This window comes from Gillisella terrae (assembly GCF_004801395.1).
Classification (GTDB): domain Bacteria; phylum Pseudomonadota; class Alphaproteobacteria; order Rhizobiales; family Rhizobiaceae; genus Allorhizobium; species Allorhizobium terrae.
This window is the reverse complement of sequence record NZ_SSOA01000001.1, coordinates 791,259-810,752: the sequence shown is the minus strand read 5'-3', so window position 1 is coordinate 810,752 and position 19,494 is coordinate 791,259. Positions and strand designations below refer to the sequence as shown.

Below are 19,494 nucleotides of genomic sequence, written 5' to 3'. Positions count from 1 at the left end.
GCAAAACCGCTGCGCACTTTTGCTGGAAATGCTATAGAGCTTTTCCGTTGAAGACGGAAAGGCTCTAAGTTCTTTGTTCTACGCATTTCCGGACGCAAAACCGCTGCGCACTTTTGCTGGAAATGCTATAGAGCTTTTCCGTTGAAGACGGAAAGGCTCTAAGTTCTTTGTTCTACGCATTTCCGGACGCAAAACCGCTGCGCACTTTTGCTGGAAATGCTCTATAGCGCCTGCAATCCCGCTTGTCAGCCTTGCAATATGCTCTAAGTCGTTCCATTTTCCACACCATCATGCGCCCAACCATACTTGATCCACTTTTTGCATCCGTTTCAACGCTTTCCGGCGTGGGGCCAAAGCTTGCGCAATTGCTGGCAACCTTGCTCGGTGCCGATGATGCTGATGACGCCCGTGTGGTGGATCTGCTCTATCTCGCTCCGCACCGGCTAATTGATCGGCGCAACCAGCCCGGCATTGCCCGCACTCCGCAAGGGGCCATTGTCACGGTGACGGGCCGGGTCGATCGCCACACGCCGCCGCCGCGTGAGAATAAAAACGCGCCCTATCGCGTGTTTTTGCACGATGAAACCGGCGAGCTGGCACTGACCTTCTTCCGTGCCAAAGGCAATTGGCTGGAAAAAGCTCTGCCCGTTGATGAAATTGTCACCGTGTCCGGCAAGGTCGACTGGTTTAACGGCCGCCCATCGATGGTGCATCCGGATTTTATGGTCAAAGCCAGTGAGGCGGCCAATATGCCGCTGGTCGAGCCGGTTTATCCGCTCACGGCTGGCCTTTCGCCGAAAGTGCTGCGCAAGGCCATAGACCACGCGGTAGAACGGGTACCGGACCTGCCAGAGTGGATTGACCCCACGCTTTTGGCCAAGCAAGGCTTTGATAGCGCCAAAGCCAGCTTTGAACGACTGCACAGCCCACGCGATGAAAAGGACGTGGACCCACAGGCTCCTGCCCGCAGACGTCTGGCCTATGATGAATTTCTGGCCGGGCAAGTGTCGCTGGCGCTGGTGCGTCAACGTCTGCGCAAAGTGGCGGGCACGCCGGTAAAACCGACGGGACAGCTCAGCGATAAAATTCTGGCTTCCCTGCCCTTTACGCCCACCAACAGCCAGACACAGGCGGTGGCCGATATCCTCAAAGACATGCAAAGCGATGAGCGCATGTTGCGCCTTGTGCAGGGTGATGTTGGGGCCGGAAAAACGCTGGTGGCGCTGCTGGCCATGGCAGCCGTTGTGGAAAACGGCGGCCAGGCCGTGCTGATGGCCCCAACCGAAATTCTGGCACGCCAGCACCATGCGACCATTGCGAAAATGGTTGCAAGCGCTGGCATCACCGTGGATGTGCTGACAGGCCGCACCAAGGGCAAGGAGCGCGAGGCGATTGTTGAGCGCATTGCATCCGGAGAGGCGCAAATCATCATCGGCACCCATGCGCTGTTTCAAGATACTGTCACCTATAAAAACCTGATGCTGGCCGTCGTCGATGAGCAGCACCGTTTTGGCGTGCATCAGCGCTTGCGCCTGACCTCCAAAGGCATCTCGCCCCATATGCTGGTGATGACCGCCACCCCCATTCCGCGCACGCTGGTGCTGGCTGCTTTTGGCGATATGGACGTCTCCAAACTCACCGAAAAGCCAGCGGGCCGCAAACCCATTCAAACCGTTACCGTGCCGGTGGAGCGCATTGGCGATGTGGTGGGTCGCTTGAAAAGCGCCATTGCGGACGGCAAAAAGGCCTATTGGATTTGCCCACTGGTGGAAGAGTCTGAAGAATCCGAGCTGATGTCGGCAGAAGAACGCCACGATACCCTCGCCCGCTCCATCAAAGCCCCTGTCGGCCTCGTCCATGGCCGCATGACCGGGGCTGAAAAAGACGCCGCCATGCTGGCCTTTAAAAATGGTGAAACCCGCCTGCTGGTTGCCACCACCGTGGTGGAAGTGGGTGTGGACGTGCCAGACGCCACCATTATGGTCATCGAACATGCCGAGCGCTTTGGTCTGGCCCAATTGCACCAGCTGCGCGGCCGGGTTGGCCGGGGCGCAGAGGCCTCCTCCTGCATCTTGCTCTATAAAGGCCCACTTAGCGAAACCGGCACGGCGCGCCTTTCTATCCTGCGCGACAGCGAAGACGGCTTTTTGATTGCCGAAGAAGATTTGAAATTGCGCGGCGAAGGCGAGCTTCTTGGCACCCGCCAATCCGGCACCCCGGGCTTTCGCATTGCCAGTATGGAGTTTCACGCCGACCTGCTGGAAATCGCCCGCAAAGACGCCGCCTATCTGCTGGACCGCGACCCGGACCTGACATCAGAGCGCGGCGAAGCGGTACGGACGTTGCTATATATGCTGCGGCGGGATGAAGCCGTGCGGTTCTTGCGGGCGGGGTAGGATACCTTATAAAGTGGACATTTTAAAATGTGTCTCTATTTGACAACCAAAACAACCTATAGTTTTTAAAACAAGCCATGATAACAAAAATTTTGATGCCATTTACTGAGCTCGATAAACCAATTTTGTCTGCGAGCCTACTCGGGGGGCTTTTTTGGCTTATTGGAAATTGTTGGGCTCTTGGACCTGACTCTTTTGGATATTTATCGGTGATGGACATCATTAGGGCATCCATCATATCGGTCCCGCTTGCTGCAATTTTAAATGCAATAATGGTTCTTCCTGTGTTTATTTTTTCGCCACCAATCAAAAAAGCAAGAAAATACCATTACACATCAATTAATATAAAGATTTCAAGATTTTATTTTAAAAATTCAACAAAAATAAAATATTTCCTGTTTTGCGTACTCTTTTCAAATTTTGGCGTCATTTTCTCACTATACATGACAGAAAATCCAAAGGAAAAATACATAATAAATCAATACACATCCATACCTTTAATCTTAATTATAATTATAATTTTTTTCTTCTTGTGCTCCGCAAGCGGAAAAAATAGATTTAAAATTGAAAATATTTTAATATTATTGATTAATATATTATTAATAATAACTACATCATCATACTCGTTAAGTATAGATAAAATATTAAATAAAAAATATAATTATAATGAGAACATATGCGTAAGCAACGAATGCTGGAACGGCAGGACAATTTCAAGGCTCTCTGACGCTACTTATTTCATGCAGGAAAATACTGGTAGAATGATCGTAGTCATGAACAGCCAAATTATAAGCATCAAATATTTTCGATAATTTCATGAAATAGAAAATAGCAAAAAAAGGAAAGGCGATTTTTTCGCCTTTCCTATAAATTGGATTTACTTCTTCGCCACACCCGGCAGCGTCACACGAAACACCTGGAACATGGTGTCCACTTCGGCACCACCTTCTGCCTTATAGGCAGCGCCAACCTGATAGCCATCCTGCGTCAGGAAGTCGTTGTCATTGGCGACGAACATGAAGAAATCATCGGGAGCCGCGGGATCAAGCACGGGCGCAATCGAGATTGCTTCCCACTTTTCCGACAGATTGTTCTTGTCGTTCGGTGCACCATTGTGCAGGCCGAAGCGGGCGAGATCCTTGGCGTCGTTGAGGTCAATGAACGGGGTCACGGTTGCCACCTTCACCGATGCATCGACCACGCCCTTGGGCGCGACAGGTTTGAGGCCATCAAACTCGGTATTGGCAATATCGGTTGCGCCCGATACATCCACCAGATCGATCTTGCGATAAACGGAGGTGTCGCCCTTCAGGCCCTGACCATTGTTGCTGTCACGCGCCAACATCAAAAATGTCTTGTCGGACAGGGCCAGTATTTCGCTTTGAGCGGCAACGGCAACTTTGCCCTTTTCTTCAAAAGTTGGCAGTGGCACCACATATTCGTGCACCAGCTTGAGATTATCGACATCCGCTGCATCATAGACCAGCGCACGGGTGTTCATGCGGGTGGATTTCTTGTCGCCGCCATCCTGACGGGTTGCAGACTGCAACACCGCAATCAAGAATTTGCCATCAGGCGTGAGCGACATGCCCTCAAGGCCCTGATTGTTCTGGCGGCCGGTGTCTGGGTCTTTCGGGTCTGGCACTGTGCCGCCCTCGCCGACATTGTTGGACGAGAAATTGATCTCGCCCTTGCGCATTGGCAAAAATGCCTTTGGCGGCTGGGTTGCCGAGATCATTTTGCCATCTGCGCCAAAATGATAGATGTAAGGGCCATATTCATCGCTGATCAGCATGGAGCCGTCTTTGAGGCGTACCACGGCTTCAGGGTCGAGCGCCACTTTTCCATTTCTTGATTCTGGAAGAACAGGCATTTTGCCTTTCGCCGCCCGCACACCTGTTTCCGGGTCGAGACCGGTGGTTGGCTTGCCTTGATCGTCGGTGAGAATGATCGTGTCAGCGAGTTTCAGTTTCAAGCCGGTCTGCTGCTGCTCCGGCGCCAGGGTGGCGTTTGCGCCTGCTGGCATCAGGTGAAAATCAATCCGGTTGATGCGATCGTTATAGTCCGTCGTTCCCTCGACATTATACCCACGATCGGGCAGCAAAAGCAGCGAACCAGAATAGCCATCGCCATCCTTTTTCCAGCTGCTCAGGTCCATCGCCATGCCAGAACCAGAGCCAAATGTTTCGCCGAAGCGATCTTTCTGATTGGCCGGAATACGACCAACGGCGACGAGACCGTGATTAACAATGGTCACGCCTGCGGCAGTCGCTGAACTTTCAGCCAAAACACCAGACGTTGAGCACAGTACAACACCAGCGGCAAGAAATGCCGACTTACAGGAAAACAAATTCATCCCAAACCTCCAAGAATAGCGGAGGATGCGTTGAGCACTCATGCATAACTTTGCAAAGCATCACGAAATTCCGCACCCCTCATCTGCACTTAGAGCTTGGAAATGACAGGCACGTGACAAGCGCAGACAAGATCAACGACGTTGAAATCGCTCAGCTTGCTTTTTTATTTGAAACCGTTGCATTGCTACCCGTGGCAAGCAGCGCACCGTCAACGGACCGCCAATCGGGCATGACCAGCCCGCCGGAAATAAGCAGCTTCGCACCTTCTTCGGGTGTCATGTCCAAAATCTTCAGCTTGCTCTTTGGCACAAACATCAAAAAGCCTGCCGTCGGCACGGGCGTTGGCGGCATAAACACCGCCACCATCTCTTCGCCATCAGCATTCAGCTTGGCTGCAATTTCGCCCGTGGCTTCCGTTGCCACAAACACTAAAGCCCACATGCCGGGGCTTGGGAATTCAATCAATCCGACCGTTTTATAGGAATTGGACTTTTCCTTCAGAGCCGTCTCAAAGATCTGCTTGAGGCTTTTGTGCAGCGTGCGGATCAACGGCATGCGGTTGAGCAGCGATTCGCCAAAATTCACCACTGATCGCCCGACCAGATTACGCCCCAGAAAGCCGACAATGGTGATAAAAACCACGGCAATCAGCAGTCCGGTCCCCGGAATGGTGATATTGAAATAGTAAGACGGATTATAACGCTCGGGAATATAGGGTGTGACCCAGCTATCGGCCCAGTCAATGAAGGCAAATGTCAGCCAGATGGTAATGGCAAGCGGCGCACAAATAATCATGCCCGTGAGAAAATTTGTCCGCAAGCGGGCGGCAATTGAAATAATCTCGGGTTTTTCGGTCATAAGGTCCGTTTCAGTTGATTATTCGCCATAAAATCCACGATGGAAAGCGACTGTGCCGTTGGGAATCACGCCTGTAAAAGCGATTGCTTGAAAATATTGGGGCGGAACCTCAGGTAAAACAAGATGGGGAGCGTTCACGAAGCCGAAAGGACGATAATATTGCGGCGATCCCAAAAGGCAGCAGCCGCTGGCTCCCATTGTTTTCAAGCGTTCAAGACCTGCTTTCACGAGGCTGCGCCCAATTCCTTGTTGTTGCCATTGCGGCAAAACCGACAACGGACCAAGGCCAAACCAGCCGGCCTCTCCACCTGATAGTGTAAGCGGTGAAAACGCAATGTGGCCAACAACGGCTTCGCCTTCCACCGCAACCAGCGAGAGGCTCAAAGCCCCTGCCCGGCGCAGCCGATCCACGATCAGATGTTCTGTCTGATCACTATAGCTCTTGCCAGCAAAGGCGGCCTGCGTGACGGCAGCAATGGCTGCCTCATCGCCCGCCTTTTCTGGTCGAATCATCATTCAACCGTCACCGATTTTGCCAGATTGCGCGGCTGATCCACATCGGTGCCCATGAAAACGGCTGTGTGATAAGCCAAGAGCTGAATGGGAAGCGAGAACACCATTGGCGCAATGATTTCAGCAACATTGGGCAGCACGATTGTCGCCATTGTTTCCAGCTTCGAGCTGGCAGCACCCTTTTCATCAGTGATGAAAATGATCTTGCCGCCACGCGCTGCCACTTCCTGCATGTTGGATACCGTCTTGTCAAAGAAACGGTCATGCGGAGCGATGACAATCACCGGCATGTTTTCATCAATCAGCGCAATCGGCCCATGCTTGAGCTCGCCCGCAGCATAGCCTTCGGCGTGGATATAGGAAATTTCCTTGAGCTTGAGTGCGCCTTCCAGCGCCAGCGGATAGCTGGTGCCACGCCCAAGATACAATACGTCCTTGAACCGCGACAATTCGCGAGACAGGCTTTCCATCTGCGGCTGAATAAGGTTCAGAACCTTGCTCATGATCCGCGGCATTTCAGCCAGATGCCGCACCAGATCCTTTTCGTCTTCTGCGCTGATCAAGCCACGCGCCTTGCCCGCCGCGACGGCGAGAGAGGCCATGACCGCCAACTGGCAGGTAAAGGCCTTGGTGGAGGCCACGCCAATTTCCGGCCCCGCAAGAATTGGGAACACAGCATCGGCCTCACGGGCAATGGTGGATTCCTTGACATTGACGATAGCGCCGATTTTCAAACCCGCGTCCTTGCAATAGCGCAAGGAAGCCAGCGTATCAGCGGTTTCGCCCGATTGCGAAATAAACAGTGCTGCCTGATCCACTGAGAGCGGCATTTCGCGATAGCGAAATTCTGAGGCAACATCGATTTCGACCGGCAAGCGCGCGTAACGCTCAAACCAGTATTTGCCCACCAGGCCCGCCAGATAAGCGGTGCCGCAAGCTGAAATGGCAAGGCCGCGCAAGGCTTTAAAATCAATCGCGACATCGGCCGGTCTTACCGTGTGGTCCGCCAGATCGACATAATGGGACAGCGCGTGGGAGATCACTTCCGGCTGTTCATAGATCTCCTTTTCCATGAAATGCCGGTGATTGCCCTTATCCACCACATAGGCGCTGGCTTGCGAAATCTGGCGCGGACGGCTGACGGGGTTGCCGCTGTAGTCAAAAATCTCGGCGCTATCATTGTGCACCACCGCAAAATCGCCATCGACGAGATAGGTGATCTCATTGGTAAACGGCGAAAGGGCAATGGCATCGGAGCCGAGGAACATTTCGCCACGGCCATAGCCAATAGCCAGCGGCGGCCCGAAGCGGGCGGCAAAAATGGTGTTTGGATCATCGGCAAACATCACCACCAGCGCATAGGCTCCCGTGATGCGGTTCAAAGTGGCCAGCATGGCGGCCTTGGGATCGAGCCCGCTTTTGCGATATGTCGAGGCAAGATGGGCCACCACCTCGGTATCCGTCTGGCTGGTGAAAACCGCACCTTCCGCCAAAAGCTCATCACGAAGCTCAGAAAAATTCTCGATAATGCCGTTGTGCACGACCGCCACGCCATCGACAAAATGGGGATGGGCATTGGTTTCATTCGGCACACCATGGGTGGCCCAACGGGTGTGGGCAATACCGATATGGCCGGGCAGCGGCTGTTCAGACAGCTTTTTTTCCAGATTGAAAAGCTTGCCTTCTGCACGGCGGCGATCCATCACACCATTGTTCAACGTGGCGACGCCCGCAGAATCATATCCCCGGTATTCAAGCCGTTTTAGCGCGTCCACAAGGCGCTCTGCTACCGGCTGGTTACCGACAATTCCTACGATTCCGCACATGCACTTCTCCTTCTCGCAAAACAACAGGGCTTTCGAATCCCGAAAGACGAGAGTCTTCTGTTCTCGTTTGTCTTTTCGGAAAAACTGGTTTCGAATTTTTCCTGACAAACTCCAGCGCTGCGAGGTCTTTCCTAATGATTTTACTGAAATTGGCAATCAACGCCGCGGTCACTTTGGGTTTCGCTGCGTTACGAAAATATCAGCCTTTATGGCTTGGATTTTTTCATTGCCTTGATGGCCAGATTACGCTCACGAATGGCTTTGGCGCGGTCCGGCTTCATCTCCTGACGGGCGCGGCCAAAGGCCAGCGCATCATCCGGCACATCCTCGGTGATCACACTGCCCGATGCGATCAAAGCACCATCGCCAATCGTAACAGGTGCGACAAGCGCACTGTTGGAGCCAATAAAGGCATTGGCCCCGATACGGGTCTCATGCTTGTTCACACCATCATAGTTACAGGTAATGGTGCCGGCACCGATATTGGTATCCGCCCCGACAAACGCGTCACCGATATAACTGAGGTGGTTGACCTTGGCTCCAGCTCCGATTTCGGCCTTTTTGACCTCGCAGAAATTGCCAACCTTGGAGCCTTCGCCCAAATGGGCACCGGGGCGCAACCGCGCATAGGGGCCGACCGTCGCACCCTTTGCCACATGCGCACCTTCAAGATGCGAAAATGAGTGAATCACGGCACCGCTTTCCACCGTGACGCCGGGGCCAAACACCACATTTGGCTCAATCAACACATCCTGACCAATCACCGTATCGTGGCTGAGAAACACGGTTTCCGGCGCAATCATGGAAACACCAGACAGCATGATGTCATGGCGGCGGCGCTCCTGCCATAACTTTTCGATTGCGGCCAGTTCCGCCCGATTGTTGCAGCCGGACAGTTCGGCCTCAGAGGCATCCACCGCCACCGCCCTGCCGCCCTTGGAGCGGACAATTTCAACCACATCGGTCAGATAATATTCGCCCTTGGCATTGGCATTGCCAATATGGGAAAGCAGCTCAAGCGCCTTTGCACCATTGATGACCATCAGGCCACTGTTGCACCAGGTAATCTTGCGCTCTTCATCGCTTGCGTCTTTTTCTTCGCGGATGGCAATCAGCTGACCGTTTTCCACCAGCAGGCGGCCGTAACCCGTTGGCCTTTCGGTATGAAAGCCAATAACCACAACATCATTGCCCTCACCAAGCGCCTTACGGGCAGACGTCAATGTTTCTGGGGTAATCAGCGGTACATCGCCATAGGCAACCAGAATCTCGTCATAGCCACGGGCAATCGCCTCTTTGGCGGAAAGCACCGCATGGCCGGTGCCCAAGCGCTCCGTCTGCAAGAATGAGGTCACACTCAAACCATCGATGCTGGCCGCCTTGGTGACATTTTCAGCATCGCGGCCCACCACGAGGGCGACATCTTCAATATCAGCCGCCTGAACCGCAGCCATGACATGGGCAATCATTGGACGACCCGCCACCGGATGCAGCACTTTCGACATGGAAGATTTCATCCGTGTGCTATCGCCTGCGGCAAGAATAACGGCAAGACAGGTGCGGCTCATGATATCTCCGAATGCAAATCATAGTTATGCGTGAGCTATCATGAGCACGCCATCTTCAGCAAGCGCCTGCCAAATATACGTCAGATATATTGCGGATGATCATCCAGTCCGAGGCCGGGAAACACTGTCGATGTCAAAGCATTGGCCGATAAACCAAACTGCTTGCTCAAGAGAGCAGCAGCGACAGCACGCACGTCGCCGGTCGGGTTAAGGTCGCGGTTGTCCAGCAGGTTTTCATCTTTCAAACCCGGCCATTTGCCATAAACCCGACCTCCCCTGACGGCACCGCCCGCGATGATGCAACAACCGCCTGTGCCATGATCGGTTCCGGCATTAGCGTTTTGTCGCACCGTGCGGCCAAATTCCGTCATGGCCACAACGGCAGTTTTGCGCCATGCGTTGGGGCCAAGCTCGTCACGCAGGGTCAAAATAGCCGTCGTGAGGTTGCGGACAGCACTGGCAAAATTGTCTTTCTGCTGCACATGCGTGTCCCATCCCGTCACCGAAAAGCTGGCGATCCGATAACGCTCATTCAACAGCGACGCCGCCATCTTGGCCATGTCTTTCACGCCGCCGCCGCGCTTTTGCTGCTTGTAGAGCAAATCCGTATAGGCATCGATGCCGATCGCCTCTTTAAAGGTCGCGGCAAATTGTGGGTCGCCCTGATAGAGCCGCGCCAGAAAGCCCAACTCATCGCCGCCCATGGCCAGATCGGCCTGTGGAGACCACACATCCGCACGGTTCGGCCCGGAAAGGATAATCTCCTTGCCGCTGGAAATATCGATGGCCTGCACCGGCGTATTGGTAAGCGACAACGCACGATTAAGCCAGCCACTATCCTTGGATGTCAGGCTCATGCCGCCTGCTTCCAGAATATCCTGTCCGTCAAAATGGCTGCGTTGGTTGCGATAGGGCGTGGAAACGGCATGGACAAAGCCCAGTTCGCCCGCCTTCCACAAGGGCATGAGCGGTGCCGCAACCGGATTGAGACCAAAGAAGCCATCCAGATCAATCAATCCCTGATCACCCGAGAGCGCCAAATCCGGTCTGGCGAGTTTCAAAGCCGGATCACCATAGGGCTGCACCAGATCCAGCCCATCCATGGCACCTCGCAAAATAATCGCGATAAAGCGGTTATCACCCGGCATTTCTGCAAAGGCCAAAGGAGTGAAAATGGGGGCGGCTGCGGCACAGCAGGCAGCGCCCAAAAAACCACGCCGTGAGAGAGTGTTTGGCATTTCCATCCTGAAATCCTCTTCACCGTCTGTTGAACTCGGGGGAAACCAGCGTCATCATCAAACCAGATTTTCGATTGGGTGCCTGGGTCACAACGCGAATGGTGTCATCGCGGGCATAATCAGCCAGAACAAGCTTCACAAATTGGCGCGGGTCTTCCGTTGCTCCGCCTGCTTGCCCAGTCATTTGATTGGTAAGTCTGCGCACCCATTGAATGCGCTGACTCATCTGGCTGGCACTGAACCAATGATCGGACTTGTCAGAAAAACCTGCGGCATCGCTTGGACGCCAGATCGGTTGCCCCAGCGACGAGATTACATTGGCAGCCTGCCGCCCAAGCGGCTGTTTGGGTGCCTGGTTGGGTAGCTGGGCGGGTTTGGCAGCATCCGCCATTTGCGGCTGCATCATGGGGCTGTTATTGTTTTTCTCTGGGTTTTTGTCTGGGACCAAATCGACCACCGGCATGACAATTCGTCCGTGCGGTGTGGCATCCTCGCCCATGATGTCGTCTTTGGTCGCGCCCACAGCTCGCAAGGTTGAAACGACGTAATCAAATGGCAGCTTATATTTTTGGCCGGGCTGGCTCCACGCTTCACGGCTTTGCAGCATAACGCGGTAAACATCTGGCAGATAGCCATCTCCCTGCTTCCAGGCTGCGACCATGGCATTCACCGCGCTGTCGTCCACTGTTTCAGCAATGAAATGAGCATAAAGCTGGCGGCTGATGTGACGCATCGTTCGCTCGTCTTTGGCCAGATCTTCCAGCACGGCAACAGCATTCAGAAAAGGCTCCACGCTGCGGGTATAGGTTTTGCCCAGCACATTAAAACGACCCGGCTCTGCCCGATTTGCATCATAGCCAGCCGCAACAGCGGTGCGATCAAACGTTATACCGGTCAACAGCAGTGAGAGCTGGCGCACATCGGTCTGCGTATAGCCCGTGCCAACACCAAGCGTGTGAAGCTCCATGACTTCACGGGCAAAATTTTCATTGGAGCCTCCGTCCTTGCGCTTCAAACCAGCTTTGGAATTGGGGCCGATCGACTGGGCCTGATCCAAAAAGACAATCATTGCCGGATGCAGAGACACTTCCTTCAACAGCGTTGAAAAATGCCCACCAAGATGCGGCCGGATGGCCTCAGCCTCAAACAGGGGCACAAGCAGCTTGCTTTCTATATTTTTATCAGCGCTGACTGTGAAATGGTTGAGCCAGAATGTCGCCAAGCGCTCATGAAAGCCGAAAGGCGAAAGGGTCGCTTGCGCAATCCTTGCAGATACATCGGCGTTAAAGCGATTAGCGACATCCTTGTTCAGTGCCTTGTTGACCTCGCCATCCGCAAAACCGGCCTTTTTCCTGTCTTCGATTGTTTTGCGAACAGCAAAATAATCTGCAACGGCCTGTCTGCGCGCCTCCACGCCCTCCAATGGGAATAAAGGCGTTTGTTGCGCAGCATCAGCCAATTGCTTCACCATGGCATCTGCGTCTTGTGGCTCTGTATCACCTGGCCGCAAGCCATAGCCGTAGCGTATAGCGGCTGTCGTTGAGTGAGAAAGCAACGGGATCACCTCCGGGTTACTGTATAATCCCTTAAATCGGCGTGGATTTAAGGAGAAAATTATGCCGTGAAAAATCAGCGTGAGAGACCCAACTCCAAAGACTTCCTTGAAAGCCTTTCGACACAGACCTCTCCTATCCACCGCGAACCTGTCGCTCACCCCTATGAACTGCCGCTATTGCGGTAAAAACATGGCTGAAATCTTACAGTTTGGTAAATATTAACAATAACTGAAATACAAACACGAGCCAAAATGGATTTCGAACAATTGTTCAGGTTCCCGTCAGGTTGAAAAGCTTGATACCGCTTGCCCTGCCGTTCTTTTCCCCCATCATCGGCCGGAATACTGCCATCGATATATTTTTGAGAATGGAACCCACACCATGACCTCCGTCTACTCAATAAACGCAAACACCCAGAGTCCCGAGCGATATAACAGAGGAATGATCCTGTTGCATTGGGCAACAGCCGCGCTGGTCCTGACGCTTTTCCTCTCGGCAGAAGCGTGGGATTTTGCCGAGCGCGGCGGCGCTGTTCGAGCTGATTTGAAACTGGTGCACTATGCAGCGGGTATCATCCTCACCGCCGTTTTTATCTGTCGGATCATCTGGCGCATAGTGAGCGCCAAATCCATTCCGGCGGCTGAAAAAGGCCTGATGGGCGCAGTTGCAAAATGCGCCCATTATGGCCTTTATCTCGGCCTGATTGTTCAAATTGCCCTTGGATTTTCATGGCGCTGGTCCCAAGGTCGCGCTGTCGATTTCTTCAATTTCTTTTCAATCCCTCCGCTTTTGCCGGTTTCATCAGAATACCGCCACCTGTTGGGAGACCTCCATTCTGCCATCGCCTGGATCATCATCGTCGTTTCAACACTGCATGCGGTAGCAGCGCTCTTTCATCATTTCGTTATCAAGGATGGCACGCTGCTGAAAATGATGCCTGCCCACGCCAAAGCGGCTCAAAGCACAAGCCGTTAAAAGACCTGTGATTGCATCAATTCAAAACGCGGCACTTGACTTATCTCAGGGGTGTCGCGTTTCAACATCATCTGCTCGACATCAAAGATCGCAATCGAACATAAAAAAGCGTTGAAAAACAGACTGATAAATTATTGTTTATAAAAGATAATTCAAATATACAACTTTATAAAACTCGTTTAAGAGTTATTAATAACGCTCTGTAACGGTACCTTAAATCAGGTGCCATACAACCAAATAGATTTGTATTTACGAACGAGATTATTTTGATTTCTGCACCGTCAAATCATTCTCAGGACGTTGCCCAGGCGGTGCGCCACGCGCAAGCTAACGGCACGCTTGCGTCTTCCAGGACAATTCTGATTGTCAATCTCGTAACCATGCTCTCGGCGGCTGAATTGATCATCCCTTTGCATGACGATCGAGGCCGCCTGCTGGCCTGGATGGCCGTACTTTCCTTTTTTACAGCTTTTCGATTTTTACTCGCCAAGGCCCTTATCAAGAAGCAACTTGCATCCAGCCGGCCCGAACACGTGATGAAACTCATGTCATTGGCGGCGCTTTTGCAGGGCTTATCGTGGAGCCTGCTTCCCAATGTCTTTTTTCATATGGAGATGCTGGGCAATGATGCCCCGGTGATGCTTATTCTGGTTGGGCTGGCAGGTGCTGCCATGCTGCGGCAGTCATTGTGCAGCCAGACGGCCTTCAGTTTTGCAGCACCTGTCCTGCTTGCCTGCGGTTGGAATTTCTTACAGCACGGTGGTGTTGTTGCGATTATCTCAACACTCAATTTGATTTTATTGGCCAGCTTCCTGCTCTATCTGATGGCCAAGGCAGAGCAGCGAACCGTCGAAGGAGAAATGGCAAAATTCACGCGCGATCGCGCGACCCAATCTCTGATCATTGCCAATGAAGATATCCGTCAGAACAACATGCGGCTGGAAATCCTTGCCAATTGTGATCCGGTCACAGGCCTGTTCAATCGCATCTATCTGAACGGAAAAATCTCTGGCGCACTGGCCGCAGCCACTGTCTCTGGCCAGAAGGTTGCGCTTTTGCTGTTTGATGTCGATCGTTTTAAACGAATCAACGATGCGTTTGGCCATCACGGCGGCGATCAGTTTCTGACCATTATTGGACAACGCCTCAAGACGGCGGCTGGCTCGGATGCCACAACCGCACGCATCAGCGGCGATGAATTTGCCGTGCTCATCACCACAGGTGACGTGTACCAAAAAAGCGTTGCCCTGGCGCAGGCCATGGTGGAGTGCGATCTGCCACCCGTCACCATAAACGGCACATCCATTGTGCCAAACCTCAGCGCAGGACTGGTTCTATTTCCATCTGGCGGCATAACCGCTGATGAAATTTTCTCTTCAGCCAGCCTGGCTCTGTTGCATGCCAAACAGACGGGGCGGAAGCAATGGCGGGAGTTTGATCCAAAATTCAAGCAAATCACCGACCGTCAACGTCAGATCGAACAAGACCTGAAGGATGCCATTCAAAACGAGGTTATCACCGCGTGGTTCCAGCCGCAGATCGACCTCAAGACCGGGGCGGTTGTCAGCTTTGAAGCGCTGGTTCGCTGGCTGCATCCACACTTTGGATTTATCTCGCCTCCTGAAATCATCAATGCGGCACAGGCCACAAACCTGAGCAAGGCCTTAACGGGCCTGATTGCGCGCAATGTCTGCGCCTTGCTCCAGGAATTGCCAAGTCACGATTTGGCAGCAGCCACCGTCGCGTTGAACATATCGCCGCGGGAATTTGCAATCTACAACGTCGCAGAAATGCTGGATGATGTCACCGCGACTTACGGCGTCAGCCGTCACAGTGTAGAGGTGGAAATCACCGAAGAAGCAATCCTTGATCCAGACATTGCAGGCGAACAACTGCGGCAGATGGAAACCAGCGGCTACAGATTGGCACTTGATGATTTTGGCATTGGCTATTCGTCGCTGGCCTATCTGATCAGTCTGAACATCGGACGTCTGAAAATCGACCGAAGCATTATAACCAACATCAGCGCATCGAGCGTCAATCAGGCCTTGGTCGCGGCCATGGTTGGCTTTGGTCGTGCGCTCGATGTTGAAATTGTGGTGGAGGGTGTCGAAACCTCCGATGATGTGCGGGCGTTGGAAGCAATGGGCTGCGACGTAGCACAGGGGTTTTATTATGCACGGCCAATGCCGATTGATGCATTAATGACGTGGCTCCAGCGCGCCAGCAATCCGGAACAAAGCGATATCAGCCAACGTGTATCAGCGTGACCATGCAAAGTTGCTTTTTTGTTCTGATTTTTGCATCTCACACTTCCATTTGCGGGCGAGATTATCCATATTCGGCTTATGGCAAAATCAACGCGCAAAACACCCGCTCCCAATACAGACACCAAAGCGTCAATTGAGAGTCCATCACAGACTTACAATGGCTTTGAAGAATCGCCGCAAGCGAGCTTTGAAGGTGCACCCATGACGTCACCTCTGTCAGGGAGCGTGTCTGATTGGGTGAAGCAGCTGGAAGCAGAGGCGGAAGTATCGGGCATAGAAACCCAGCGCGACATTGCCTCTAAAGCGGGCAAGCACCGCAAGAAAATTGAAATCGAGGCCCGCAAGCACAGCGAAAAGGTTGCCCTTGAAAAAGCAACCAAAGCCCGGAGTGCTGGCAACACCAAAACGGCGCGCGGTGTATCCATGGGTGCCACGTCGGACCCGGCGGCGCGGGCAGCCGCAGGTCTTCACGCCATCTCGGGCATGGATACATCTCTGGAAGAGGCGGAGAGCCTTGCCGCAGGCGGCGTGACGGCAACCGTTGAGGCCTTGTCGGCGCTGATTGAAAGCGGGAATCCGCTGTTCAAGGACGGCAAGATCTGGACGCCGCACCGCCCTCACCGTCCCGCCAAATCCGAAGGCGGCATTCCAATCCGCATGGCCTCGGATTTTGAGCCAGCAGGCGACCAGCCAACCGCCATTCGCGATTTGGTGGAAGGCATCAATAACAATGACCGCACGCAAGTGTTGCTGGGGGTCACCGGCTCCGGCAAGACCTTCACCATGGCGAAGGTGATTGAAGCAACCCAGAGACCAGCGGTGATTTTGGCTCCAAACAAAACACTGGCAGCCCAGCTTTATTCCGAGTTCAAAAAATTCTTCCCGGACAATGCGGTGGAATATTTTGTCTCGTACTATGATTATTATCAGCCCGAAGCCTATGTGCCGCGCTCGGATACTTTCATTGAGAAAGACAGCTCGATCAATGAGCAGATTGACCGAATGCGCCACGCTGCCACCCGCGCCATTCTTGAGCGTGACGACTGCATTATCGTGGCCTCGGTGTCCTGTATTTATGGTATCGGCTCGGTGGAAACCTACACCGCCATGACCTTTGAAATGTCGGTTGGTGACCGCATTGATCAGCGCCAATTGCTGGCCGACCTTGTGGCGCAACAATATCGCCGTCAGGACATCAACTTTATCCGTGGCTCTTTCCGCGTGCGCGGCGATACCATTGAAATTTTCCCGGCTCACTTGGAAGACGCGGCCTGGCGCATCTCGATGTTCGGTGACGAGATTGATGCCATTACCGAGTTTGACCCGCTCACCGGACAAAAGACTGGCGATATGAAGTCGGTCAAAATCTACGCCAACTCCCACTATGTCACCCCGCGGCCGGCTTTGAACGGTGCCATAAAAGCCATCAAAGCCGAATTGAAGGAGCGACTTGCTGAATTGGAAAAAGGCGGTCGCCTGCTGGAGGCGCAACGTCTTGAGCAACGCACGCGCTATGACATTGAGATGTTGGAAGCGACGGGCGTTTGTGCTGGTATCGAAAACTATTCTCGCTATCTGACCGGGCGTGCGCCGGGGGAGCCGCCACCGACCTTGTTTGAATATATCCCCGATAACGCCCTGCTGTTTATCGATGAAAGCCACGTCTCCGTCAGCCAGATCGGCGGCATGTATCGCGGCGACTTCCGGCGTAAGGCAACCCTTGCCGAATACGGCTTTCGTCTGCCGTCCTGCATGGACAACCGCCCATTGCGCTTTGAAGAGTGGGATGCCATGCGCCCGCCCACAATCGCGGTATCGGCAACGCCCGGCAATTGGGAAATGGAGCAGTCTGGCGGCGTGTTTGCCGAGCAGGTTATTCGCCCCACTGGCCTGATCGATCCGCCTGTCGAGGTGCGCTCCGCGAAAACCCAAGTCGATGACGTGCTGGGCGAGATCAAGGATACCACGCTCAAGGGCTATCGAACTCTTGTGACTGTGCTGACCAAGCGCATGGCCGAAGACCTGACGGAATATCTGCATGAGCATGGCGTGCGTGTGCGCTACATGCACTCCGACATCGATACGCTGGAACGTATTGAGATCCTGCGTGATCTACGCCTCGGCGCGTTTGATGTGCTGGTGGGCATCAACCTGTTGCGCGAAGGTCTGGATATTCCGGAGTGCGGCTTTGTTGCCATTCTGGATGCAGACAAGGAAGGCTTCCTGCGATCTGAAACCTCTCTCATTCAGACCATTGGCCGTGCAGCGCGTAACGTTGACGGCAAAGTTGTGCTCTATGCCGACAAGATCACCGGCTCAATGCAGCGGGCGATGGATGAAACCACCCGCCGCCGCGAAAAGCAGATGGCGTACAATGCGGCAAATGGCATTACGCCTGAATCGGTGAAATCCAAAATTTCCGACATTCTCGATTCAGTCTATGAGCGCGATCACGTGCGGGCCGATATTTCAGGGGCCAGCGGCAAAGGCTTTGCATCCGGCGGTCATCTTGTTGGCAATAATCTGCAAGCGCACCTTGCAGCCCTTGAAAAGCAGATGCGCGACGCTGCCACCGACCTTGATTTCGAAACCGCCGCACGCCTGCGCGATGAAATCAAACGTCTGCGCGAGGTCGAACTGGCCAGCATGGGTGATCCGGGCGAAAAGGAATCAGCCCGCAATGAAGAGCGCAACGCCTCCCTCGCTGGCAACACGGTGTCCGACGGGCCAGATAACGAAACGGGCGCAGCAAAACCACTGTTTCGAAAAAACACGCTCGATGAAATGACAGTAGGGCGCACCGAAAAGCCAATGCCGGGCAAAATCCCCCAGAAGCCGGATTCCGCCCTATCCGGCTCCCGGCGTGATCATGACGATCCTCGCCCGATCATCCGCGCCAAATCAGGGGCAGGATCTTACGAGGACGAGAGCGAGCAAAAGCGGCAGGCTCGCGGCAAAGCCAAAACGGGCAAACCTGGACGTTAAGCCTCGAAAGCATGTTACGGTCTTGGCGAATGAATGTGCTTAAACACTTCAACGCAGGTCGGGTTCTATCACCCGACCTGATCAGTGATGACGGCCAAGCCAATCCTCAAATATCACCCACATGCATCAGCATTCGAGCCGCAATATCGCGCTCGGAGGGGTAGCCAAAAGCGTTATTGATATAGGTAACGCCATCCTTGACCACCTGCCTGTTCAGATGACTGTGGCCATAAAAATGGGTGTGCGACCCCAAAGCGCGAATATGAGCTTCCAGCCTGCTGGTGCCAAGAACGGGATAAAGGAAGTGGTATTTCTCCGGCATCCTTGCAGGCATGAGATCGATACGCGGTAAAAAATGCGAAAAAGATAAAATGGACTTGAATCCAGTCGTATCGGGCAGGCGGTTTTCCGCATCAAAAAGGGCACTGACCTCGGCATCAGATAGGCCTTCCCAGTCACACCGGCGATAATCCATCCATGCATTGCGCAGCATTTGGCCCGGTGTCCCAAAGGAATAATCGTACCAACCCATAAGCGGCATAATCAGCGTATCGCCGCAGGAATAGGCCTCCATGCCAATGTTCAGATCAGCGCAGAGGGATTTGATGGCCTGCAATTTTTCGAAGGATGTGCCGCCATTGCTGCGTTTGATCCACACATCATGATTGCCGGGCACATACAAAACTTTCGAAAATCGGTCCGCAAGCAGGCTCATGACATAGGAAAACAGCGGCATATCATTGGCAACATCCCCAACGACCAGCAGGATGTCGTGTTGATAGTCCTGTTCGGAGAGTTGTTCAAACCAGAGAAGGTTCTCACGGTAATCAACGTGGAAATCTGAACCTACAAAAATACGCATAAATGCCTCAAATTCAGCCTATCCCTTCAAAGCACCCAACATCGCATTTCAACACAATCGAGCATGGAGTTTTCCAATTATGATCGCAGG

13 protein-coding genes are annotated in these 19,494 nt (G+C 53.3%); 5 read left to right on the top strand and 8 right to left on the bottom strand.

Going from position 1 to position 19,494, the window contains the following annotated elements; translation table 11 throughout:
* The first annotated feature begins 290 nt into the window (after positions 1-290).
* Positions 291-2,396, top strand: a complete 2,106-nt coding sequence (gene recG / locus E6C51_RS03755; RefSeq protein ID WP_190235054.1) for an ATP-dependent DNA helicase RecG — start codon at positions 291-293, stop codon at positions 2,394-2,396.
* 77 nt (positions 2,397-2,473) lie between these two features.
* On the top strand, positions 2,474-3,208 hold the full coding sequence (locus E6C51_RS03750) for a hypothetical protein (RefSeq protein WP_190235053.1): 735 nt from the start codon (positions 2,474-2,476) through the stop codon (positions 3,206-3,208).
* 65 nt (positions 3,209-3,273) lie between these two features.
* Here E6C51_RS03750 and E6C51_RS03745 read toward each other — a convergent pair whose 3' ends face one another.
* The 7 genes from E6C51_RS03745 to E6C51_RS03715 all read right to left on the bottom strand — a co-directional run bounded on the left by E6C51_RS03745 (position 3,274) and on the right by E6C51_RS03715 (position 12,311).
* Positions 3,274-4,752: an esterase-like activity of phytase family protein gene (locus E6C51_RS03745; RefSeq protein WP_190235052.1), complete on the bottom strand. Its 1,479-nt coding sequence runs from the start codon at positions 4,750-4,752 to the stop codon at positions 3,274-3,276.
* 151 nt (positions 4,753-4,903) lie between these two features.
* Positions 4,904-5,611, bottom strand: coding sequence for a DUF502 domain-containing protein (locus E6C51_RS03740; protein WP_146930038.1), 708 nt, complete (start codon positions 5,609-5,611; stop codon positions 4,904-4,906).
* An 18-nt stretch (positions 5,612-5,629) separates the two neighbouring features.
* Positions 5,630-6,127 carry a GNAT family N-acetyltransferase gene (locus E6C51_RS03735; RefSeq protein WP_190235051.1) on the bottom strand — a complete coding sequence of 166 codons (498 nt, stop codon included), beginning with the start codon at positions 6,125-6,127 and terminating at the stop codon, positions 5,630-5,632.
* Entirely contained in the window at positions 6,124-7,950 is a 1,827-nt protein-coding gene (gene glmS / locus E6C51_RS03730) for a glutamine--fructose-6-phosphate transaminase (isomerizing) (protein ID WP_190235050.1), read from the bottom strand. Before glmS ends, E6C51_RS03735 begins: the two co-directional genes overlap by 4 nt.
* Positions 7,951-8,156: 206 nt before the next feature.
* Positions 8,157-9,518, bottom strand: a complete 1,362-nt coding sequence (glmU, locus tag E6C51_RS03725; RefSeq protein ID WP_190235049.1) for a bifunctional UDP-N-acetylglucosamine diphosphorylase/glucosamine-1-phosphate N-acetyltransferase GlmU — start codon at positions 9,516-9,518, stop codon at positions 8,157-8,159.
* An 80-nt stretch (positions 9,519-9,598) separates the two neighbouring features.
* On the bottom strand, positions 9,599-10,762 hold the full coding sequence (locus E6C51_RS03720) for a DUF1501 domain-containing protein (RefSeq protein WP_190235048.1): 1,164 nt from the start codon (positions 10,760-10,762) through the stop codon (positions 9,599-9,601).
* 13 nt (positions 10,763-10,775) lie between these two features.
* Positions 10,776-12,311: a DUF1800 domain-containing protein gene (locus E6C51_RS03715; protein WP_190235047.1), complete on the bottom strand. Its 1,536-nt coding sequence runs from the start codon at positions 12,309-12,311 to the stop codon at positions 10,776-10,778.
* A gap of 382 nt (positions 12,312-12,693) precedes the next feature.
* Here E6C51_RS03715 and E6C51_RS03710 point away from each other — a divergent pair, with 382 nt between their 5' ends.
* The 3 genes from E6C51_RS03710 to uvrB all read left to right on the top strand — a co-directional run bounded on the left by E6C51_RS03710 (position 12,694) and on the right by uvrB (position 18,542).
* A complete protein-coding gene (locus tag E6C51_RS03710) occupies positions 12,694-13,287 on the top strand; it encodes a cytochrome b (protein WP_269141807.1) in 594 nt (197 codons plus the stop codon).
* Between the two features lie 266 nt (positions 13,288-13,553).
* Entirely contained in the window at positions 13,554-15,557 is a 2,004-nt protein-coding gene (locus E6C51_RS03705) for a putative bifunctional diguanylate cyclase/phosphodiesterase (RefSeq protein ID WP_190235045.1), read from the top strand.
* 78 nt (positions 15,558-15,635) lie between these two features.
* Positions 15,636-18,542: an excinuclease ABC subunit UvrB gene (uvrB, locus tag E6C51_RS03700; RefSeq protein WP_190235044.1), complete on the top strand. Its 2,907-nt coding sequence runs from the start codon at positions 15,636-15,638 to the stop codon at positions 18,540-18,542.
* A 106-nt stretch (positions 18,543-18,648) separates the two neighbouring features.
* Here the strand turns inward: uvrB and E6C51_RS03695 are convergent, their stop codons facing one another.
* The gene (locus tag E6C51_RS03695) at positions 18,649-19,404 is read right to left on the bottom strand and encodes a metallophosphoesterase (protein ID WP_190235043.1); all 756 of its coding nucleotides are present in this window, start codon (positions 19,402-19,404) and stop codon (positions 18,649-18,651) included.
* Positions 19,405-19,494: the final 90 nt, after the last annotated feature.

What these genes read in the sequence shown, in the direction of transcription:
- E6C51_RS03735 (WP_190235051.1), bottom strand. Translation starts at nt 6,127, where the DNA reads ATGATGATTCGACCAGAAAAGGCGGGCGATGAGGCAGCCATTGCTGCC.
- E6C51_RS03750 (WP_190235053.1), top strand. Translation starts at nt 2,474, where the DNA reads ATGATAACAAAAATTTTGATGCCATTTACTGAGCTCGATAAACCAATT.
- uvrB (WP_190235044.1), top strand. Translation starts at nt 15,636, where the DNA reads ATGGCAAAATCAACGCGCAAAACACCCGCTCCCAATACAGACACCAAA.
- glmU (WP_190235049.1), bottom strand. Translation starts at nt 9,518, where the DNA reads ATGAGCCGCACCTGTCTTGCCGTTATTCTTGCCGCAGGCGATAGCACA.
- E6C51_RS03695 (WP_190235043.1), bottom strand. Translation starts at nt 19,404, where the DNA reads ATGCGTATTTTTGTAGGTTCAGATTTCCACGTTGATTACCGTGAGAAC.
- glmS (WP_190235050.1), bottom strand. Translation starts at nt 7,950, where the DNA reads ATGTGCGGAATCGTAGGAATTGTCGGTAACCAGCCGGTAGCAGAGCGC.
- E6C51_RS03745 (WP_190235052.1), bottom strand. Translation starts at nt 4,752, where the DNA reads ATGAATTTGTTTTCCTGTAAGTCGGCATTTCTTGCCGCTGGTGTTGTA.
- recG (WP_190235054.1), top strand. Translation starts at nt 291, where the DNA reads ATGCGCCCAACCATACTTGATCCACTTTTTGCATCCGTTTCAACGCTT.
- E6C51_RS03710 (WP_269141807.1), top strand. Translation starts at nt 12,694, where the DNA reads ATGACCTCCGTCTACTCAATAAACGCAAACACCCAGAGTCCCGAGCGA.
- E6C51_RS03720 (WP_190235048.1), bottom strand. Translation starts at nt 10,762, where the DNA reads ATGGAAATGCCAAACACTCTCTCACGGCGTGGTTTTTTGGGCGCTGCC.
- E6C51_RS03740 (WP_146930038.1), bottom strand. Translation starts at nt 5,611, where the DNA reads ATGACCGAAAAACCCGAGATTATTTCAATTGCCGCCCGCTTGCGGACA.